We start from the raw sequence: 20,278 nt of genomic DNA, 5'->3' as shown, positions 1-20,278 counted from the left end.
TCTTAAACGATTAAATACCAAAAAGAAACAACTTTAAATTTTTATAATGCACATGTAAATTGTGCAAAATATAGAAATTATCCATCAGAATAATAGGAAAACAGGAAAAAGAGTTCTTTTGACAAATGAGAGGTTTTTGTGTATGCTGTAGAAAGCACCAACAAATAAAATCGGAGGTTTTTGCATATGAAAGAGTCGATCCATACCATTCCGCTGATGGATGCATTCAAGGCGGAAGATGAGTGCCCGTTCTGCTATCTGGAGCGGGAAGCAGAGCAGCATGCGATTTCGTTTGCGCTCGGTTCCGGCGCATCCTATATGGAGGATGATGTGCGTGCGGAAACAGACGCGATGGGATTCTGCCGCCACCACTATAAAATGATGTACGATTACGGAAACCGTCTCGGAAGCGGTCTGATTTTATCCACCCATCTGAAAAAACTGAACCAGGAGCTTGCCGCACAGATGGATCTGTTTGCACCGGGAAAATCCTCGGTGTTCAAGCGGATGCAGAAGACATCCCTCGACAAACAGGGCCGTGAGACTGCGATCGGCCAGTGGATTGATGAGAAGACGCATTCGTGCTACGTCTGCGATCACTTCAAGGCAAACTATAACCGCTATCTTGATACGTTCTTTGATCTCTACAAAAAAGACGAGGAGTTTGCAAGACTGTTCCGCGAGGGAAAAGGCTTCTGTCTGCCGCATTTTGCGGATCTGGTAGAAACGGCGGAGAAAAAGCTGAATGATAAACAGAAAGCGGAATTTTACCCGACTCTGTTCAAAATCATGAAAGAAAATTACCAGCGGCTGCAGGAAGAGGTAACATGGTTTACTGACAAATTCGATTACCGCAACAAGGATAAGGACTGGGGAAATTCAAAAGATTCCATCCAGCGCTGTATGCAAAAATTAGGCGGCGGCTATCCGGCGGACGAGCCGTTTACGGAAGGATTATAATTCTTGTTTATAAAAGGAGCATAAAGTTTCGATGCAGAAGTTTTATCAGAGATTAAAAGAGAATCAAAAGGAGCGCGCCCGGTGCGCGTTTCTTGTTTTGTATTTCGGCGTGCTGGCGGTGCTGCTGTTTCTGGCGCGCCCGCTGCTGGATACGACGGCGGCAGACCGGGAGTGGAGTATTCACTTTCTGTTCCCGTGCCTGCTGGCGTGTATCATACTGACGACAGTCGTCAGTTTCTGCCGGTTTGCTGCAAAGCCGGACCAGAAACCAAAACCGCGCTATGTGGGATGGAAACAGCCGATTCTGATGCTGGCAAACGCAGCCTATCTGTTTGCCACACTGGAATTTGTCACAAACAGCCAGTTCCGGGAGATGAAATGGTATTATGCGTTGTTGAATATCGGTGTCATTTTCGTACTTTCCATTCTCGTTTCCCTCTTTCTGAACTCCATCCGCCGCGCGATGATTTTCATGAACATCTTTTATTTCTGCATGAGTCTGGTATTCTACTATGTTTATCTGTTCCGCGGAGAAGCGTTCCAGCTCATCGATCTGTACAGCATTGCGACGGCGGCGGACGTAGTCGGCGGCTACAAATTCGAGATCACAGGTGAAATCGTGACTTCGTTTATCACGATGATGCTCGTTGTGCGCCTCTGGCTGCAGAGCCGGGAATACCGTTTTGCACGGAAAACGAGAAATAAAATTCTGCTCCGCGTGGCTGCTGCTGCGCTGACGCTCGGAACATACCTGGCGTACATGAATCTGAACTGGAACGCCGAGTTCGGTGTCATCAGTGACCTCTGGAATCCGGCGAAGACATACCGCCAGTACGGAACGACAGTCGGTTTTACCGCGGTCGCCAAATACATGCGCCTGACACCGCCGGACGGCTATTCGAAAGACGAAGTGACAGCGATTGCCGATACGAGCGAGAAAGAGACGAAAACAGAAGATCTTCGAAAAGATAATGCGGATAGCGTGACACCCGTCAACATCATCGCGATCATGAACGAGTCGTGGTTTGACTACCGTTCCGTCGGCGATCCGCAGACGAGCGAGAGCTACATGCCGTTCCTCGACTCGCTGACCGAAAATATTATCAAAGGGCACACGCTGACGTGTACCAAGGGCGGCGGAACAGCAAAAACGGAGTATGAGTTCCTGACCGGAAACTCCTGCAAGCGGTTCCCGGGCATGGTGCCGTACGTCAGCTACTTTACGCACAGCCAGTATTCCCTTGTCACGACGTTAAAAGACCAGGGTTATCAGGCAATTGCGATGCATCCGAACAAGGCGACAAACTGGAAGCGGAGCACGGCATACCGTTTCCTTGATTTTGATGATTTCATCTCGATTGATCAGTTCTCCGATACGGCCAAGCGGTACCGCGGCATGATCAGCGATCAGGCGAACTATGAGAAGATCGTGGAAACCTACGAGAACAAGGAGCCGGGCAGCCCGTTCTTCCTCTTTGATGTGACGATGCAGAACCACAGCGGCTACACGAACCGTTATTTCCAGGCGGATATCAACTGCAACGGCTACGACAGTGATGAGGCCGATCAGTATTTCTCCCTGTTAAAGCTTTCCGATGAGGCAATTTCCTATCTGATCCGGTATTTCCAGCAGGTGGACGAGCCGACAATGATCATTATGTTCGGCGATCATTCCCCGAAACTGCCGGATGCGTTTGAAACATGGATTGCCGGAGACGCTTATCAGAATCTTTCGGTCGAGGATCAGGAGAAGTTCTATGGAACCCCGTTCTTCATCTGGACCAACTACAGCATGAAATCCGAGAGCAATGTCTGGATCAGCACAAACTATCTCTCAAGCTATGCGTTAAGCCTTACCGGCCTGGAACTGACACCGTACAACGAGTATCTGCTTGACCTGCGCGAGAAGATGCCGGCGCTCAATCACCTCGGCTTTTTAGCAAGTGACGGAACCTGGTACCGCTGGAACGACAGCGATGCGCCGGAGGAGGATCTCGAGTACGAACGGCAGTATGAATGCCTGCAGTACAATGAACTGATCGACAAAAAAGACCGGGATGACAGCTTTTTTACAATTTCCGGTGAAAAAGACGAAGAATAAGGGCTTTCCCTACTTGCCAGAAAACGGAAACCTATGGTAGACTATACTCCGTATGACCGGGAAACCCCGGCGGTAACTTCACGATTACAATTAAGAATAAGAAAATGAGGTTTTAAAAAGTATGATTGCAGCAAATAATGTGACACTTCGTGTCGGAAAAAAAGCGTTGTTTGAAGATGTCAATATCAAATTCACCGAGGGAAACTGCTACGGCATGATCGGTGCCAACGGAGCGGGAAAATCAACCTTTCTGAAAATCTTGTCCGGCCAGCTTGAACCGACAAACGGAGACGTAACCATTACACCGGGCCAGCGTCTTTCCTTCCTCGAGCAGGACCACTTCAAATACGACAGCTATCCGGTACTCGACACCGTTATCATGGGAAATGCTCGTCTCTATGAGATCATGAAAGAGAAAGAGGCGCTGTACGCAAAAGAAGACTTCACCGATGAGGACGGTATCAAAGCGAGCGAGCTCGAGGGTGAGTTTGCAGAGATGAACGGCTGGGAGGCAGAGACCGATGCAGAGCAGCTCTTAAACGGCCTTGGCATTGAGCCGGAACTGCACTACGCACAGATGGCAGACCTGACCGGCAGCCAGAAGGTCAAAGTTCTTCTTGCAAGAGCCCTGTTCGGAAATCCGGACATCCTTCTTCTCGACGAGCCGACCAACCACTTGGATCTCGATGCGATCGAGTGGCTTGAGGAGTTCCTGATCAACTTCGAGAATACCGTTATCGTTGTATCCCACGACCGTTACTTCCTGAATAAAGTCTGCACCCAGATCGCAGATATAGATTACGGAAAAATCCAGCTCTATGCCGGAAACTACGACTTCTGGTTTGAGTCCAGCCAGCTGCTGGTAAAACAGATGAAAGAGGCGAACAAGAAGAAAGAGGAGAAGATCAAAGAGTTACAGGACTTCATCTCTAGATTCAGCGCCAACGCATCGAAGAGTAAACAGGCTACTTCCCGTAAGAAAGCCCTGGAGAAAATCCAGCTCGACGATATCAAACCGTCCAGCCGGAAATATCCTTACATCGATTTCCGTCCGAACCGTGAGATCGGAAACGACGTTCTGCAGGTAGAGGGACTGACCAAAACCGTAGACGGCGTGAAAATCCTGGATAACTTAAGCTTCACCCTCGGAAGAGAAGATAAAGTTGCTTTCGTCGGAAGCAACGAGCAGGCGATCACCATGCTGTTCAAGATTCTGACCGGAGAAGAAGAGCCGGATTCCGGTTACTACAAATGGGGCGTAACCACCACACAGGCTTACTTCCCGAAGGACAACACCGCAGAATTCGACTGCGACCTGACGATCGCAGACTGGCTGACCCAGTATTCCGAGATCAAGGACGTAACGTATGTCCGCGGATTCCTCGGAAGAATGCTTTTTGCCGGTGAGGACGGTGTGAAACGTGTCAGAGTCCTTTCCGGAGGAGAGAAAGTGCGCTGCCTGCTCTCCAAGATGATGATTTCCGGTGCAAACGTTCTCGTTCTTGATGAGCCGACCAATCATCTGGATATGGAGTCCATCACTGCACTGAACAACGGTCTGATCAAATTTCCGGGCGTGCTCTTGTTCACCTGCCACGACCATCAGTTTGTACAGACCACAGCAAACCGTATCATGGAGATCCTTCCGAACGGCGCGCTGATCGATAAGATGACCACCTACGACGAGTATCTTGCAAGCGATGAGATGGCAAGAAAACGTCATGTCTACACAATGACAGAGGAAGATAATTAAAGATGAGCAAAAAGACGACAGTTTCCGGCATTCTGCTGGTGTTGCTTGTGCTGGCCACAACGCCGCTTCTTGGAACGGACAACGTTTCGTTCCTGAAGTGGTGGCTTATGACCCTGGTGCTCGGTATTGGATTTTATCCGGCTGCCGCAGCGCTGTTTCCGCGGTTTCATGACCGGGGATGGATGTTTTCTAAAGTGCTTGGCATCGTTGTTTCCGGTTTTGCTGTATTTGCTCTTGGAAGCTTCGGACTGGTTCCGTTTACCGCACCGGTCTGCCTGATCACAGTCGGTGTACTGATCCTGGCTTCTTGGATTTTCGGATGCTTTAAGGTACGCGTCCATGCGCCGGAAATCGACTTCCTGATGATGGAAGAAGTGTTGTTTTTCGCCTTTTTCCTTCTCTGGACCTACCTTGCGGGCTTTCACCCGGAGGCACACGGAACCGAAAAATTCATGGATTATGGTTTTATGAAGGCCATGATGCGCAGCACCGCCGTTCCGGCAGAGGATCTCTGGTACAGCGGAAGCGGTATTAACTACTATTACGGCGGCCAGTTCTATGCCGTATTTCTGACGAAGATTACCTTCACGGATGTAAAGCAGACGTACCATCTGATGCGTACGATGGTGGCATCGTTCGCGTTTGTTCTGCCGTTTTCGATCACCTACCATCTGGCAGAGTCGCGTGCGTGCCACTGCATCCGGAAAGAGGGCGGCAATAAAAGCCAGATTGCACCGGTGATTGGCGGTCTTCTTTCGGGAGGCGCCGTTTCCCTTGCAGGAAATATGCACTATGTGATTTACGGCTGCATCCGACAGTGGCTGGGACTGAACGAATCGGCTTACTGGTTCCCGAGTTCGACCCGCTATATCGGGTATGACCCGCTTGTGGAAAATGACCGCACGATTCATGAGTTTCCATCGTATTCCTTTGTGCTCGGCGACCTGCATGCCCATGTGGTGAATGTCATGTTCGTCCTGCTGGTGCTGGGCCTTTTATATTCCTACGTGAAAAATACCTGCCGTGATCCGGAAAAAGAGTGGAAATGGTCGTTAAAAGACGTTCTGCTTCAGCCGCAGATCATCGCGGCGGGCTTTCTGATCGGTGTGTTCCACTGGTCCAACTACTGGGATTTTGTTATCTATTTCGTCGTGATTGCAGGCTTCTCTCTGTACGGTGCGCTGTACCGGTATCATGCGCGGGCGAAAGAGACGATCGGAACGGTTCTCCTGCAGGCTGCAGAAGCTTTTGCAATTGGAACGATTGTCGCCCTTCCGTTTACAATGAAGTTTGAGACGATGGTTTCCGGTGTCGGCATTGCCAAGCACCATTCGATGCTGTATCAGCTGGCGATTCTCTGGGGCCTTCCGACGGTGCTCGTTGTGCTGTTTATCGCAGCCGTTCTGCTAGCATGGCGGAAAAACTGTCATCTTCCGGGCATGGAGCGGCAGGGACAGATTGTACTTGCCGATGGAAAGACGCAGGAAGAGGTGGAAGAGCAGGCCGTTGCCCTGATTCTGGGAGAGAAAAAACCGGAGCCGGGCGAAAAAGAAACGGCGGAAAAGCCAAAAAAAGTTTCTGCCTTCTGTAATTTCTGGAGAGAGATTGCGGTGAGCGATATGGTGATCGGTATTTTAGGCCTCTGTGCCATCGGCCTTATCATCATTCCGGAGCTCGTCTATGTGCGCGATATCTACGAAGAATCGTATGCGCGCTCCAACACGATGTTCAAGCTGACGTATCAGGCATTTATCCTGTTCGGTATCTGCATGAGCTACATCATCACGCGGTTCCTGCTCTGGAAAAAAGAGCGGATTCTGCAGGTGTTCGGCGGAATCGGGCTGGTACTGCTTTTATGGACGTTCGGCTATTTTGGAACGAGCGTGTACTCTTGGTTCGGAAATGTTTTCGATCTGTCCGAGTACCGCGGACTCGATGCGACAGCATATCTGGAAAATGTCTTTTCCGAGGACGCAGGTGCCATCCGCTGGCTGGATGAAACAATAGAAGGACAGTCGGTTGTGCTTGAGGCGAACGGCGACAGCTACAGCGATTACGAGCGTGTTTCCGCAATGACCGGCCTTCCGACCGTGCTTGGATGGTATGTCCATGAATGGCTCTGGAGAGGGGATCCCGCAGACTTAAATGTCCGCGCCGAGGACGTGAAACAGATGTACACCTCGACCGATACGAATGAAGTGCTGCGCCTGCTGGAGCAGTATCATGTGACCTACATTTTTGTGGGAAGCAAAGAAAAGGAGAAATACGGCGATGCACTGAACGAATCGCTGCTGCAGTCCATCGGAGATATCGTTTACCAGGATACTGCGTCCGGTACGTATATTCTTCAGGTGCAGGATACATAAAGAACAAAAACAGGAGAAAAGAACCGCCGGGTGCGGCATCTTTTCTCCTGTTTTTCATATAATACAGGGAATGCAGAAGAAAGTGCGAAGGGCAGACCATGCGGAGATTCCGAAAAGTGCGGCACGTTCCTCTGCCGCTTCTGGCTGTGATGATGGCGGCTATTCTGTTTGCAGAGCTGGCACGGTGTGAAAGAGAAGGCGCGAAAGAGACAGCGGCGGAAGCAGAAAAAAGTGTGCCCCGCCGTGCGGCGCTGACATTTGATGACGGGCCGAATGCGTGCTATACGCCGGAGGTGCTTGAAATTTTAAAAGAAAATGAAATTCCGGCAACGTTTTTTCTGCAGGGGCAGTGTCTTGCCGGAAACGAAGAAATCGTCCGCCGGATGCATGCGGAAGGCCATCTGATCGGAAATCATACGTTTCATCATGTTCAGCTTACGAAAGTATCAGAAGAGGAAGCGAGGGAGGAGGTCGTGAAAACAAGCAATGCAATCTACGAGATCACAGGGGAATATCCTGTCTATATCCGTCCGCCGTTCGGGGAATGGAGAGAGGGGCTGGACCTTGTAGTGACGATGATCCCGGTACTCTGGGATGTGGATTCCCGCGACTGGGAGAGCCAGAACACCGCGTCGATCTGCAGCGAGGTGCTTCCGAATGTGAAGGATGGCAGCATTATTCTCATGCATGACGGCTACCGCGCGACAGTGGAAGCGCTGCGGCGGATCGTAAAAGAATTAAAAGAAGAGGGATACACGTTTGTGACGGTGCGTGAGCTGATTGAAGAATAGCTTCCGCGGATTCCATCGAACATAGTTGCGGAGAATCCGAGATTAAGGGGTTGAGGATACCCGCCAAAATGTGATAAGATAAATGGCAGGAAGAAAAATGGGGTGAAAAATACATGGATTTGTTTGATTATATGAAAGAAACCACAATGGAAAAAGAGTCCCCCCTCGCATCGCGCATGCGCCCGACAACGCTGGACGAGGTGGTTGGACAGGAGCACATCATCGGCCCTGGAAAGCTGTTGTACCGTGCGATCAAGGCGGATAAACTCGGCTCCGTCATTTTCTACGGCCCTCCGGGAACGGGAAAAACGACGCTTGCCCGCGTCATCGCCAATACGACAAGCGCAGAGTTTACCCAGCTGAATGCCACGACAGCCGGCAAAAAGGATATGGAAGAAGTCGTAAAAGAAGCGCAGCAGCGGATCGGCATGTACGGCAAAAAGACGATTCTTTTTGTTGACGAGATCCACCGCTTCAACAAGGGGCAACAGGATTATCTGCTTCCGTTTGTGGAGGACGGCACACTCGTTCTGATTGGCGCGACGACGGAAAACCCGTATTTCGAGGTCAACGGGGCGCTGATTTCGCGTTCCATTATCTTTGAATTAAAGCCGCTCGAAAAAGCGGACATCGAAAAACTGCTGGAGCGCGCGGTGACGGACCCGGTAAAGGGGCTCGGGACGTACAACGTTGTGCTCGATGAGGATGCAAAAGAGTTCCTCGCCGACATCGCAGGCGGTGACGCGAGAGCGGCCTTAAATGCAATCGAGCTGGGCGTCCTCTCGACGGAACGTCAGGCGGACGGAAAAATCCATATCGATCTCGAAACGGCATCGGAGTGCATCCAGAAGCGCGTCGTGCGGTACGACAAGACGGGCGATCAGCATTACGATACGATCTCTGCATTTATCAAGAGCATGCGCGGTTCTGACCCGGATGCGGCGGTCTTTTATCTGGCCAAAATGCTGTATGCCGGGGAGGATATCAAGTTTATCGCCCGCCGCATCATGATCTGCGCGGCGGAGGATGTCGGCCTTGCCGATCCGAATGCCTTAAATGTAGCAGTTTCCGCGTCCCTTGCCGTGGAACGCGTCGGCATGCCGGAGGCGCAGATTATTCTGGCGGAGGCAGCCACGTATGTTGCCTGTGCACCGAAGAGTAATTCTTCGTGCGAGGCAGTCTTTGCGGCGATGAAGACGGTCGGAAGTGTGCGGACGTCGGTTCCGCCGCATCTGCAGGACGCCCATTACAAAGGTTCTGCCAAACTCGGCCACGGTCAAGGCTATCAGTATGCACATGATTACCCGAATCACTACGTCGAGCAGCAGTATCTGCCGGACGAGATCTTAGGAAGCCGTTTCCTTCATCTTGGAACGAACGGCTATGAGCAGAAAATCCGGGAAAACTTCAAAAAAATTGGAAAAGACATCGAATAAAAGGGGAAGAAACCATGACAGACTGGCTTGGAAAGCCGTATTATTCGCTGGACGCCTATCTGAAAAAGACGTTCGGGGAAAAAGTGTACAAGCTCTCGCTCGACGGCGGGATGACGTGTCCGAACCGGGACGGCACCTGCGGTGACCGGGGCTGCATTTTCTGCAGTGCGGGCGGCTCCGGTGATTTTGCCGGGGACAGAAACAAATCCATCCCGGAACAGATCCGGGAGCAGAAATCCCTCCTGCAGCAAAAGCGGCCGGTGCATAAGTTCATCGCCTATTTCCAGGCGTATACGAACACGTACGCGCCGGTGGAATATCTGGAAAAAATTTTCCGGGAGGCAATTTCGGACGAGGAGGTCGTGGTCCTTTCGATCGGAACGAGACCGGACTGCTTAGGGGAAGAGGTTCTTTCTCTGTTAGAAGAGCTGAACCGGATCAAACCGGTCTGGTTGGAGCTGGGACTGCAGACGATGCATGAAAAAACGGCACAGTATATCCGAAGGGGCTATCCGCTTTCCTGTTTTGAACAGGCAGTAAACGATCTGCACAGGCGGGGGATTCCCGTGATTGTCCACACGATCCTCGGTCTGCCGGGGGAGGGACAGGAAGAAGTCTTTGCAACAATGGATTACCTGAATGGACTTTCCATTTCCGGCATCAAGCTTCAGCTGCTTCATGTGCTGAAAAACACGGATCTTGCGGCGGACTACGCGGCCGGAAAATTTGAGGTGCTGGAGCAGGATGCGTATCTTACCCTTGTCATCGACTGCCTGCGGCGCCTCCGTCCCGATCTTGTGATCCACCGTGTGACGGGAGACGGCCCCGGGGATCTTCTGATTGCACCAACATGGAGCCAGGCAAAACGCGCCGTCTTAAATGAGCTGCATCATCGCATGAAAGAAGAACATGCGTATCAGGGACAGCTTCTGGACGAAGAAAAAGGAGGAAACACACCGTGATTGAATCATCCTTTACGTTATACAAACTGATTATTCTCTACATGCTGCAGAATGTGAATTTTCCGCTGTCAAATACACAGATTTCGGATTTTATCCTGGAAAAAGAGTACACGAACTACTTTCATCTCCAGGAGGCGTTAAGCGAGCTGCAGGATACAAAGCTGATCGAGATCGAGAAGGTGCGCAACACCTCGTACTACCACATGACTGAGGAGGGCAGCAAGACGCTTTCCTTCTTCGAAAACGAGATCTCTCCGGAAATCCGGGAGGAAATCGACCGCTATATGAAGGAACACTCCTATGAACTGCGAAAAAAAGCGTCCGTTGTGGCCGATTACTACAAGACCGCGGGAGATGACTACGAGGTCCGCTGTCAGGCAAGAGAGCGGAAGACGACTATTTTTGAGATTGTCGTGACGGTTCCGTCCGAGGAGGCGGCCAAAAAGATCTGCAGCAACTGGGAAAACCGGAGTCAGAAGATTTATGCTTCGATTATGAATGAACTGTCAAGATAACGATTGACAGGAATGGTGGCATATAATAGAATAAATTAGTATGTCTAAAAAGCATAAACATGGAAAACATAGTAAATAAGATTTTATATTCCAAAGGAGATAAAACTGTGCCTGATTATACAAAAGAAATTGAAAGACGGCGTACCTTTGCCATCATTTCCCACCCGGATGCCGGTAAAACCACACTGACTGAGAAATTCCTGCTGTACGGAGGAGCGATCAATCTCGCCGGTTCCGTAAAAGGAAAAGCGACTGCGCGCCATGCCGTATCCGACTGGATGGAGATCGAGAAAGAGCGTGGTATTTCCGTTACCTCTTCCGTTCTGCAGTTCAATTACGACGGCTACTGCATCAACATTCTGGATACCCCGGGACACCAGGACTTCTCGGAGGATACGTACCGTACCCTGATGGCAGCCGATTCCGCCGTCATGGTTATCGATGCATCGAAGGGTGTCGAGGCACAGACCAGAAAGCTGTTTAAAGTCTGTGTCATGCGCCACATCCCGATCTTTACCTTCATCAACAAGATGGACCGCGATGCGAACGATACCTTCGAGCTGCTCGACGAGATCGAAAAAGAGCTCGGCATTGCAACCTGCCCGATCAACTGGCCGATCGGTTCCGGAAAGAAATTCCGCGGTGTTTACGACCGTGACAAAAAGAAAGTCCTTACCTTCTCCGATACAATGAAGGGAACGAAGGAAGGTATCGAGGAAGAAATTGATATCGACGATCCGCATCTTCTCGATGTGGTCGATGAGGACCAGAAAGAACAGCTTATGGATGAGATCGAGCTGCTCGACGGCGCAAGTGCAGAGTTTGACCAGGAGCTTGTCAGCAAGGGAGAGCTCTCCCCGGTATTCTTCGGATCTGCGCTCACCAACTTTGGTGTGGAGACTTTTCTGCAGCACTTCCTCACGATGACGATGCCGCCGCTTCCGCGTACGGCAGACTGCGGCGTGATCGATCCGGTCAAAGAGGATTTCTCTGCGTTTGTCTTTAAAATCCAGGCAAACATGAACAAAGCACACCGTGACCGTATCGCATTCATGCGCATCTGCTCCGGCAAATTCGACGCCGGAATGGAAGTCTTCCATGTGCAGGGAGGAAAGAAAATGCGTCTTTCCCAGCCGCAGCAGATGATGGCGAGTGACCGTCATATTGTTGATGAAGCATACGCCGGCGATATCATCGGTGTATTTGACCCGGGTATCTTCTCCATCGGAGATACGATCTGTATGCCGGGCAAAAAATTCGCATACGAGGGAATTCCGACCTTCGCGCCGGAGCATTTTGCAAGAGTGCGCCAGCTCGATACGATGAAGAGAAAACAGTTCGTCAAGGGAATTTCCCAGATTGCACAGGAAGGTGCGATCCAGATTTTCCAGGAGTACAAAGGCGGCATGGAGGAGATCATCGTCGGCGTTGTCGGCGTCCTGCAGTTTGACGTTTTAAAATACCGTCTGGAGAACGAGTACAACGTGGATATCCGTCTGGAGAACCTGCCGTATGAGCACATCCGCTGGATCGCAAACAAAGAGGAGATCAACCTGGACCGTATTCAGGGTACATCCGATATGAAGAAGGTCATGGACCTCAAGGGAAATCCGCTGCTTCTCTTTGTCAATCCGTGGAGTGTCGGCATGGTACAGGATCGAAACAAAGACCTTGTGCTGACCGAATTCAGCAAAAACTAAGAACAAAAGCGCGGGATGCCGCTTAAAAAGGAGAAGGAATGAACTTATTCGATATTCTGGGCCCTGTGATGGTCGGTCCGTCGAGTTCGCACACAGCGGGGGCAGTGCGGATTGGATGGATGACGCAGAAACTTCTCGGGGAACAGCCGGTGGAAGCAAAAATACTGATGTACGGTTCCTTTGCCGCAACGGGAAAGGGCCATGGAACGGACCGCGGTCTCGTCGCGGGTCTTCTCGGCATGCGGCCGGATGACGAGCGGATTCCGGACAGCTTTGAAATTGCCCGGAAGATGGGTCTTTCCTATTCATTCGGCATCGCCAATCTGACGAGTGCCCATCCGAACAGCGTTGTTCTGGAAGTAAAGGGAAAGAGCGGCCGGACGCTCGAGGTGCAGGCGTGCTCCCTTGGCGGCGGCCGTATCATGATCAACCGCCTCGACGGGCTGGATGTCAACTGCAGCTGCGAGATTCCGACCCTGATCGTCCACAATCTGGACCAGCCGGGCCACGTAGCCGAGGTTACGTCGATGCTGGCACATAAGTCAGTCAACATTGCGAATATGTCCCTCTACCGCGACAAGAGAGGCGGATCGGCCGTCATGGTCGTGGAGATGGATCAGCCGCTTCCCAAAGAGTCGCTGGAATGGCTGGAGCATCTTGAGGGCATTGTAAAGGTAACATACATCAACGTAACGGAAGGAGAAGAGGACGATGTCTTATAATTCACTGGAAGAAATTGTCCGGGAGTGCCAGGAAAAAGACCTGCCGTTTGATGAAGTCATCCTTCTGGACGATATGAATGAGAGAAATGTAAGCCGCGAAGAGTCCATTGAGACGATGCGCGGCATGTGGGAAGCCATGAAAGGCGCTGAACGGAATTATGACGGTTCGCTGCAGTCGAGAAGCGGTCTTGTGGGCGGCGCCGGAAAGACGATGCGCGCGTATGTCGAGAGCGGGAACACGCTCTGCGGACCGTTTGTCGGAAAAGTTATGGCATCTGCACTTGCGATGGGTGAGTCAAACGCCTGCATGAAGCGGATCGTTGCAGCACCGACCGCAGGAGCGTGCGGTGTGCTTCCGGCTGTGCTCGTGAATTACCAGAAAGAGAAGGGGACAGCGGATGAGCAGATCGTGCGTGCGCTCTACACGGCAGCCGGTATCGGCCAGGTCGTTGCGGCGCGGGCCTACATTGCGGGCGCTTCCGGCGGCTGCCAGGCCGAAATCGGAACAGCAAGCGCGATGGCGGCAGGCGCACTGACCGCACTTGGCGGCGGCACTCCGTCCCAGATCACGCATGCGGCAGCGATGGCATTAAAGAACCTGCTCGGTCTCGTGTGTGACCCGGTCGGCGGTCTTGTCGAGGTCCCGTGCGTCAAGCGGAATGTGATCGGTTCCGTGAATGCACTTTCTGCGGCGGACATGGCACTTGCGGGAATCATAAGCCGCATTCCGCCGGATCAGGTGATCGATGCGATGCGGGAAGTCGGCGACCAGATGCATCCGAGTCTGCGCGAAACCGGCCAGGGCGGCCTTGCCAACACGCCGGCAGCACGCGAGTGGTGCGCGGCACAGGAAGAAGAATAAAAAAAACTTTTATTTTCGGAAAACTTTTGGTATAATAAAGGAAAGTCAGCCAAGGAGGAGGTTCTTTAAGATGGCAGAGGCAAAAATTCAGAAAAGAAACACTTATACGATATATGATGACGAAGGAATCGGAACCGTGCAGATTGCAGACGAGGTGGTAGCTATTATCGCAGGACTTGCGGCAACGGAAGTGGACGGGGTAGCCTCCATGGCCGGAAATATTACCAACGAACTAGTCAGCAAGCTTGGCATGAAAAATCTTTCCAAGGGTGTCAAAGTTGATGTACTCGACGGCGTTGTCTGCGTGGATCTTGCCCTCAATCTCAAATATGGATACGAGATTCCGGCAACCTGCAAAAACGTACAGGAAAAAGTAAAAACAGCGATCGAGAATATGACAGGCCTGGAAGTTTCCGATGTCAATGTAGCCATTGCAGGCGTGAATATGGAACAGACGAAATAAAAAACAACGAACCGCGAGGGAATAAGGCGACCCCTTACAACCCCGCGGTTCTTGTTAACTATTCAGAGCCAGATGAAATGGAAGAAAAATAGTTAATTAACTATACAGGAAGGAATTAAAACAGACAATGAACAGAAGCAAACTTCGCGAAAATATTTTTAAACTTCTCTATACCGCAGAGTTCCAGGAGAAAGAGGAGATGCCGCAGCAGATGTCTCTTTACTTTACGTACTCTGACGACAACGACGAGGATGAAGAAGTAACCGTAAGCGAAAAAGATCAGACCTATATGGAAGAGAAATACCATCATGTGACCGAGCACATCCCGGAAATCGACGAGATGCTGAACCGTACTTCCGAGGGCTGGAAAACGACCCGTATGGGAAAAGTAGACCTGGCGATCCTGCGTCTTGCCGTTTACGAGATGAAATTCGACGAGGACGTTCCGGTCGGTGTAGCCATCAACGAGGCCGTTGAGCTGGCAAAACGCTTCGGCAGAGACCAGTCTCCGTCCTTTATCAACGGTATTCTTGGAAAACTGGCAAGAGAAGAAGATGAGAAATAAAAATCAGAATGTTTACACCGTAGGCCAGGTCAATTCATACATCAAAAACATCTTTGACCAGGACTATATGCTCTGCCGGATTTGCGTCAGCGGAGAAGTAAGCAACTGTAAATACCATCCGTCCGGCCATATCTATTTTTCCTTAAAAGATGCGGAAGGAACCATTTCCTGTGTCATGTTCGCCGGTTCGCGGCGCGGCCTTGCCTTCCCGATGCGGGACGGCGATAACGTGATTGTCGGCGGCAGCATCAGCGTCTATGAGCGGGACGGAAAGTATCAGATCTATGCAAAAGAGATCACAAAAGAGGGCGCCGGCCTTTTATACGAAAAGTATCTGGCCCTAAAAGCAGAACTGGAAGAGATGGGCATGTTTGCCCCGGAGTACAAGCAGCCGATTCCTGCGTATGTAAAGAAAATCGGCGTTGTCACAGCACCGACGGGAGCTGCTGTGCAGGATATCAAAAACATTGCACTCCGCCGGAATCCCTTTGTCCAGATCATCCTCTACCCGGCCCTGGTGCAGGGAGAGGGAGCGGCGGACAGCATCGTGGAGGGCATACGCCGTCTGGACGTACTGAATCTGGATGTGCTGATCGTGGGCCGCGGAGGCGGTTCGATCGAGGATCTTTGGGCGTTCAATGAGGAAAAAGTAGCGCGTGCCGTTTTTTCCTGCCATACGCCGGTGATCTCCGCCGTCGGCCATGAGACCGACACAACGATCATCGATTTCGTGGCAGATCTGCGCGCCCCGACCCCGTCCGCAGCGGCGGAGCTGGCGGTCGCTGATGTCCGCGCGGTACTCAACACACTGGAAAATTATAAAAGCCGCATGAACCATGCGATGGCAAACCAGACGCAGAGAGCGAGAAGCCGCCTTCTGCAGTACGAGACAAAGTGGAAGTATCTCGGACCGGAAAATAAGATCCGTGACCAGAGAGCACGCCACGCCGAGCTGGAGCGTCGGTATACAGATGCGATGGAAGAAAAGCTCAAAGAAGCGCGCCACCGCCTTGCCCTTTACATTCAGGCGATGAAGGGTCTGTCCCCGCTGGACAAGCTGAACCAGGGCTATTCCTACGTGGAAAAAGAAGGAAAAGCCATCACTTCGGTGCAGGATGTCAAAGAAGGTGATCTGCTCGAAATCTGTGTATCAGACGGAAAGATCACAGCGCGCGCAGAGAAGACATCGGCCGTATCCTGGATGGAACAATCGTGAAAAAGCAGAGAATCGAGAAAACATGGGAAATATGGAAGCAGAAGAGAGAAAAGAAGAAGGAACCCCTTCCGGTGAGACACTGGAAGCAGCATTTGGAAAACTGGATCAGATGCTCGAAACGCTGGAGAGCAGCGATGTCAGCCTGGAAGACTCCTTTCGTTTATACAAGGAGGGAATGGAGCTTTTGAATGAATGCAGTCAGAAAATTGACCGCGTCGAGAAAAAAATGCTCCAGATGAATGAGGATGGAACATTCAGAGAATTTTAAAGCGGTACTCGAAGAAAAAACGCGGGAAACGGAAAGTATCATTGCCGCTTACCTGCCGAAAGAGGAAGGCTTTGCAAAGGAACTGGCAAAAGCCATGAATTACAGTATGACAGCGGGCGGAAAGAGGCTTCGTCCGCTGCTTTTGCAGGAGAGTTTCCGTCTGTTCGGCGGAACCGGGGAGGCAGTAAAACCATTTATGGCAGCCATGGAGATGATTCATACCCATTCCCTGATCCACGATGATCTCCCTGCGATCGACAACGACGATTACCGCCGCGGCAGAAAAACGACCCATGTCGTCTTCGGGGAGGCCGTCGGCGTGCTGGCAGGAGATGCCCTTTTAAACTATGCATACGAGACAGCCTGGAAAGCCTTTCCACTGGAGGAGCACACCGACCGCGTAGTGCGTGCTTTTGGCATTCTCTGTCAGAAAACCGGAATTTCCGGCATGTTGGGCGGTCAGAGTGTTGACGTGATGAATGAAAAAGCCGGCCATTTCGCCATCGACCGTGAGATGCTGGACTACATTTACGAGAACAAGACTTCGGCGCTTTTAGAGGCTGCCATGATGGCAGGTGCGGCACTTGCAGGAGCAAACGACGATGATCTTGACGCGCTCTGCCGGATTGCCTCCAAAGTCGGAATCGCGTTCCAGATCCGGGACGACATCCTGGATGTCACATCCACGATGGAGGAGCTTGGAAAGCCGGTTTTCAGCGATGAAAAGAATGAAAAAACAACGTATGTGACGATGTTTGGCACAGACGGGGCGGAGCAGGAGGTAAAACGGCTCACGAAAGAGGCCGTGGACGAACTGAAAAATCTGTCCTGTCCGGGAGATAAAATATTTCTGGAAGAGCTGTTTGAATCTCTGACTTCCAGAAAAAAGTAAGGGATGATTTCATGTTAGAAAAAATACAGAAACCAAACGATATTAAGAAGATTCCGGCGGACCAGCTTCCGGCGCTTGCAGAGGAAATCCGGGAATTTATTATCGAGTCTTTGAGTAAAACCGGCGGCCATCTGGCGTCCAATCTTGGTGTCGTGGAACTGACGATTGCGATGCACCGCGTCTTCGATCTTCCAAAAGACAAGCTGATCTGGGATGTGGGACACCAGTCCTACACGCACAAGATTCTGACCGGGCGGAAAGACGGGTTTGAAACGCTGCGCCGGGAAGGCGGCATCAGCGGATTCCCGAAGCGGAGCGAGAGTGACTGCGATGTATTCGACACCGGCCACAGCTCGACCTCGATTTCCGCAGGCGTCGGCTATGTGCGTGCACGGGAACTGAAAAAAGAAAATTATTCCGTTGTTTCGATCATCGGAGATGGTGCGCTGACCGGCGGCATGGCGTACGAGGCGCTGAACAATGCGGCCAGCCTGAAATCGAATTTTATTATCGTTTTAAATGACAACGAAATGTCGATCACCGAGAATGTCGGCGGTATGTCATCGTACCTGTCCGGCCTTCGGACGGCATCGGCGTACACGGATTTCAAGATGGACGTCACAAAGGCATTGAACCGCATTCCGGGCATCGGACCTGGCATGGTGGATGCGATGCGGAAGACGAAAAGCAGCATCAAACAGATCATCATTCCGGGCATGCTGTTTGAGGATATGGGACTTACGTATTTAGGTCCTGTGGACGGCCACAACATTCCGCAGCTGATCAAGACCTTCCAGGAAGCAAAACGGTTTGAAGGACCGATTCTGGTGCATGTCCTGACACAGAAGGGCCGCGGCTATGAGCCGGCGATGCGCCACCCGGCAAGATTCCACGGTGCGGGTCCGTTCGATGTGAAAACAGGATTGCCGGTTGGAAAATCCAATCCGACGTACACGGATGTCTTTTCCACGGTCATGCGGAAAATGGGAGATCGAAGAAAGGATGTTGCGGCAGTCACGGCGGCGATGATGACCGGTGTCGGACTGAAACGCTTCTCCAACATGTTCCCGGACCGCTGTTTCGATGTGGGAATCGCAGAAGAGCACGCGGTGACATTTGCAGCGGCACTGTCACTCGGCGGCATTACGCCTGTCGTTGCGATTTATTCTTCATTCCTGCAGCGGGCGTACGATCAGATCATGCATGACGTTTGTATGCAGAATCTCCATGTCGTCTTTGCGATTGACCGCGCCGGTCTTGTGGGCTACGACGGGGAGACACACCACGGCATTTTCGACCTTTCCTATCTGGGTTCGATGCCGAATATGACAATTCTTGCACCGAAGAACCTCTGGGAGCTTTCGGATATGATCAAATTTGCGGTCGATTACGACGGCCCGATCGCGGTGCGCTACCCGAGAGGGGAAGCGTATACGGGATTAAAAGAGTTCCGTGCGCCCATCTGCCTCGGAAAATCAGAAGTGATCCATGAGGGAAGCCGTGTTGCACTTCTTGCCGTCGGCAGTATGGTAAAAATGGCAGAAGAAGTGCAGAAACAGTTAAAAGAGCGGATGGATATGGATGCGGCGCTTGTGAATGCGCGGTTCGTCAAACCAATCGATGAAGAACTTCTTCGAAGCTTTGCCGATACGTATGAGCTTGTCGTAACACTCGAGGAAAATGTAAAAGACGGCGGCTTTGGAGAGCGCGTCCTTGCTTTTGCCGAGGAAGAAGACCTTCCGTTCGGCGTGGAGATCATTGCACTGCCGGACCGCTTTATTCCGCACGGAAGTGTATCATACCAGATGAAACAGGTCGGCTTTACGCCGGAAGATATCTGCGGCAGAATTGAGGAATACTACAGAAAACAGGGGCAGGAAGAAAGATGAAAAAACGATTAGATGTATTACTGGTAGAACGGGGCCTTGCCACATCGCGGGAAAAAGCGAAAGCCATGATTATGGCAGGAGAAGTTCTGGTGGACAATGAGCGGGAGGATAAAGCCGGTTCCATGTTCCCGGAAGAAGTGGAGATTGTCTTAAAAGGAAAACCACTGCCGTATGTGAGCCGCGGCGGCTTAAAATTAGAGAAAGCAATGAAAAACTTTAACCTTACCCTGGATGGAAAGGTCTGCATGGATGTCGGAGCATCCACCGGCGGCTTTACCGACTGTATGCTGCAGAACGGCGCCGTCAAGGTATATTCCGTGGATGTCGGCCACGGCCAGCTCGACTGGAAGCTGCGGAACGATCCGCGCGTTGTCTGCATGGAGCGCACGAACATCCGTTACGTCGTGACGGAGGATATCGAGGAGAGACCGTCCTTCGTATCGATCGACGTATCGTTTATCTCCCTGACCAAGGTGCTGCTTCCGGTCCGGAATCTGATGGAAGAGAACGGCGAAATTGCAGCTCTGATCAAGCCGCAGTTTGAGGCAGGACGCGAAAAAGTCGGCAAAAAAGGTGTTGTCCGTGATCCGGCTGTACACAAAGAAGTCATTGAGATGGTCATTTCCTATGCGAAAAGCATTTCCTTCGGCGTGCGCCATCTGGAATTTTCTCCGATCAAAGGACCGGAGGGAAATATCGAGTATCTCGTTCACCTTGTCCGGCTGCCGGACGGCGTGACAGAGGAAGAGACCAATGTCGATGTAGACGCCGTTGTAAAGAGCGCACACGATACACTGGATAAATAAAAGGGTTAAGG

At 51.4% G+C, this 20,278-nt stretch carries 18 protein-coding genes; all 18 read left to right on the top strand.

The genetic code is table 11. The annotated features are described in order from the left end of the window. The first annotated feature begins 186 nt into the window (after nucleotides 1–186). The 18 genes from DXD92_RS01140 to DXD92_RS01055 all read left to right on the top strand — a co-directional run bounded on the left by DXD92_RS01140 (nucleotide 187) and on the right by DXD92_RS01055 (nucleotide 20,267). Nucleotides 187–960 carry a DUF6062 family protein gene (locus tag DXD92_RS01140; RefSeq protein ID WP_117509116.1) on the top strand — a complete coding sequence of 258 codons (774 nt, stop codon included), beginning with the start codon at nucleotides 187–189 and terminating at the stop codon, nucleotides 958–960. A 31-nt stretch (nucleotides 961–991) separates the two neighbouring features. Then, nucleotides 992–3,061, top strand: a complete 2,070-nt coding sequence (locus DXD92_RS01135) for an LTA synthase family protein (protein WP_118594690.1) — start codon at nucleotides 992–994, stop codon at nucleotides 3,059–3,061. A 121-nt stretch (nucleotides 3,062–3,182) separates the two neighbouring features. Then, the gene (locus DXD92_RS01130) at nucleotides 3,183–4,814 is read left to right on the top strand and encodes an ABC-F family ATP-binding cassette domain-containing protein (protein WP_022462526.1); all 1,632 of its coding nucleotides are present in this window, start codon (nucleotides 3,183–3,185) and stop codon (nucleotides 4,812–4,814) included. Between the two features lie 2 nt (nucleotides 4,815–4,816). Next, the gene (locus DXD92_RS01125) at nucleotides 4,817–7,180 is read left to right on the top strand and encodes a DUF2298 domain-containing protein (protein ID WP_118639923.1); all 2,364 of its coding nucleotides are present in this window, start codon (nucleotides 4,817–4,819) and stop codon (nucleotides 7,178–7,180) included. A 116-nt stretch (nucleotides 7,181–7,296) separates the two neighbouring features. Further along, on the top strand, nucleotides 7,297–7,971 hold the full coding sequence (locus DXD92_RS01120) for a polysaccharide deacetylase family protein (RefSeq protein WP_158581749.1): 675 nt from the start codon (nucleotides 7,297–7,299) through the stop codon (nucleotides 7,969–7,971). 113 nt (nucleotides 7,972–8,084) lie between these two features. Then, nucleotides 8,085–9,407 (top strand): replication-associated recombination protein A, encoded by a 1,323-nt coding sequence (locus tag DXD92_RS01115; RefSeq protein WP_118639921.1) that lies wholly within the window; start codon nucleotides 8,085–8,087, stop codon nucleotides 9,405–9,407. Nucleotides 9,408–9,421: 14 nt separating this feature from the next. After that, on the top strand, nucleotides 9,422–10,369 hold the full coding sequence (locus DXD92_RS01110; protein ID WP_118639920.1) for a TIGR01212 family radical SAM protein: 948 nt from the start codon (nucleotides 9,422–9,424) through the stop codon (nucleotides 10,367–10,369). Beyond that, the gene (locus DXD92_RS01105) at nucleotides 10,366–10,884 is read left to right on the top strand and encodes a DUF4364 family protein (protein WP_022462531.1); all 519 of its coding nucleotides are present in this window, start codon (nucleotides 10,366–10,368) and stop codon (nucleotides 10,882–10,884) included. The genes DXD92_RS01110 and DXD92_RS01105 overlap by 4 nt, the downstream gene beginning before the upstream one ends. A gap of 107 nt (nucleotides 10,885–10,991) precedes the next feature. Beyond that, nucleotides 10,992–12,584 carry a peptide chain release factor 3 gene (locus tag DXD92_RS01100; RefSeq protein ID WP_022462532.1) on the top strand — a complete coding sequence of 531 codons (1,593 nt, stop codon included), beginning with the start codon at nucleotides 10,992–10,994 and terminating at the stop codon, nucleotides 12,582–12,584. A gap of 38 nt (nucleotides 12,585–12,622) precedes the next feature. Further along, nucleotides 12,623–13,306, top strand: coding sequence for an L-serine ammonia-lyase, iron-sulfur-dependent subunit beta (gene sdaAB / locus DXD92_RS01095; RefSeq protein ID WP_055218253.1), 684 nt, complete (start codon nucleotides 12,623–12,625; stop codon nucleotides 13,304–13,306). After that, a complete protein-coding gene (gene sdaAA, locus DXD92_RS01090; RefSeq protein WP_055228454.1) occupies nucleotides 13,296–14,168 on the top strand; it encodes an L-serine ammonia-lyase, iron-sulfur-dependent, subunit alpha in 873 nt (290 codons plus the stop codon). The genes sdaAB and sdaAA overlap by 11 nt, the downstream gene beginning before the upstream one ends. A gap of 70 nt (nucleotides 14,169–14,238) precedes the next feature. Further along, a complete protein-coding gene (locus tag DXD92_RS01085; protein WP_022463352.1) occupies nucleotides 14,239–14,631 on the top strand; it encodes an Asp23/Gls24 family envelope stress response protein in 393 nt (130 codons plus the stop codon). 127 nt (nucleotides 14,632–14,758) lie between these two features. Beyond that, nucleotides 14,759–15,196: a transcription antitermination factor NusB gene (gene nusB / locus DXD92_RS01080; RefSeq protein WP_022463351.1), complete on the top strand. Its 438-nt coding sequence runs from the start codon at nucleotides 14,759–14,761 to the stop codon at nucleotides 15,194–15,196. Continuing rightward, a complete protein-coding gene (gene xseA / locus DXD92_RS01075) occupies nucleotides 15,186–16,412 on the top strand; it encodes an exodeoxyribonuclease VII large subunit (protein WP_118639919.1) in 1,227 nt (408 codons plus the stop codon). The genes nusB and xseA overlap by 11 nt, the downstream gene beginning before the upstream one ends. A 22-nt stretch (nucleotides 16,413–16,434) precedes the next feature. Next, a complete protein-coding gene (xseB, locus tag DXD92_RS01070; RefSeq protein WP_226906307.1) occupies nucleotides 16,435–16,680 on the top strand; it encodes an exodeoxyribonuclease VII small subunit in 246 nt (81 codons plus the stop codon). Further along, the gene (locus tag DXD92_RS01065) at nucleotides 16,658–17,572 is read left to right on the top strand and encodes a polyprenyl synthetase family protein (RefSeq protein WP_330410087.1); all 915 of its coding nucleotides are present in this window, start codon (nucleotides 16,658–16,660) and stop codon (nucleotides 17,570–17,572) included. The genes xseB and DXD92_RS01065 overlap by 23 nt, the downstream gene beginning before the upstream one ends. 11 nt (nucleotides 17,573–17,583) lie before the next feature. Further along, nucleotides 17,584–19,461, top strand: a complete 1,878-nt coding sequence (dxs, locus tag DXD92_RS01060) for a 1-deoxy-D-xylulose-5-phosphate synthase (protein ID WP_118594694.1) — start codon at nucleotides 17,584–17,586, stop codon at nucleotides 19,459–19,461. Then, nucleotides 19,458–20,267, top strand: coding sequence for a TlyA family RNA methyltransferase (locus DXD92_RS01055; protein ID WP_022463346.1), 810 nt, complete (start codon nucleotides 19,458–19,460; stop codon nucleotides 20,265–20,267). The genes dxs and DXD92_RS01055 overlap by 4 nt, the downstream gene beginning before the upstream one ends. The last annotated feature ends 11 nt before the right edge of the window (nucleotides 20,268–20,278 follow it).

The organism is Blautia sp. TM10-2 (genome assembly GCF_003480845.1).
GTDB lineage: Bacteria > Bacillota > Clostridia > Lachnospirales > Lachnospiraceae > Fusicatenibacter > Fusicatenibacter saccharivorans.
The sequence above is the reverse complement of the archived record's forward strand: the minus strand, read 5'-3'. Positions and strand labels throughout refer to the sequence as shown.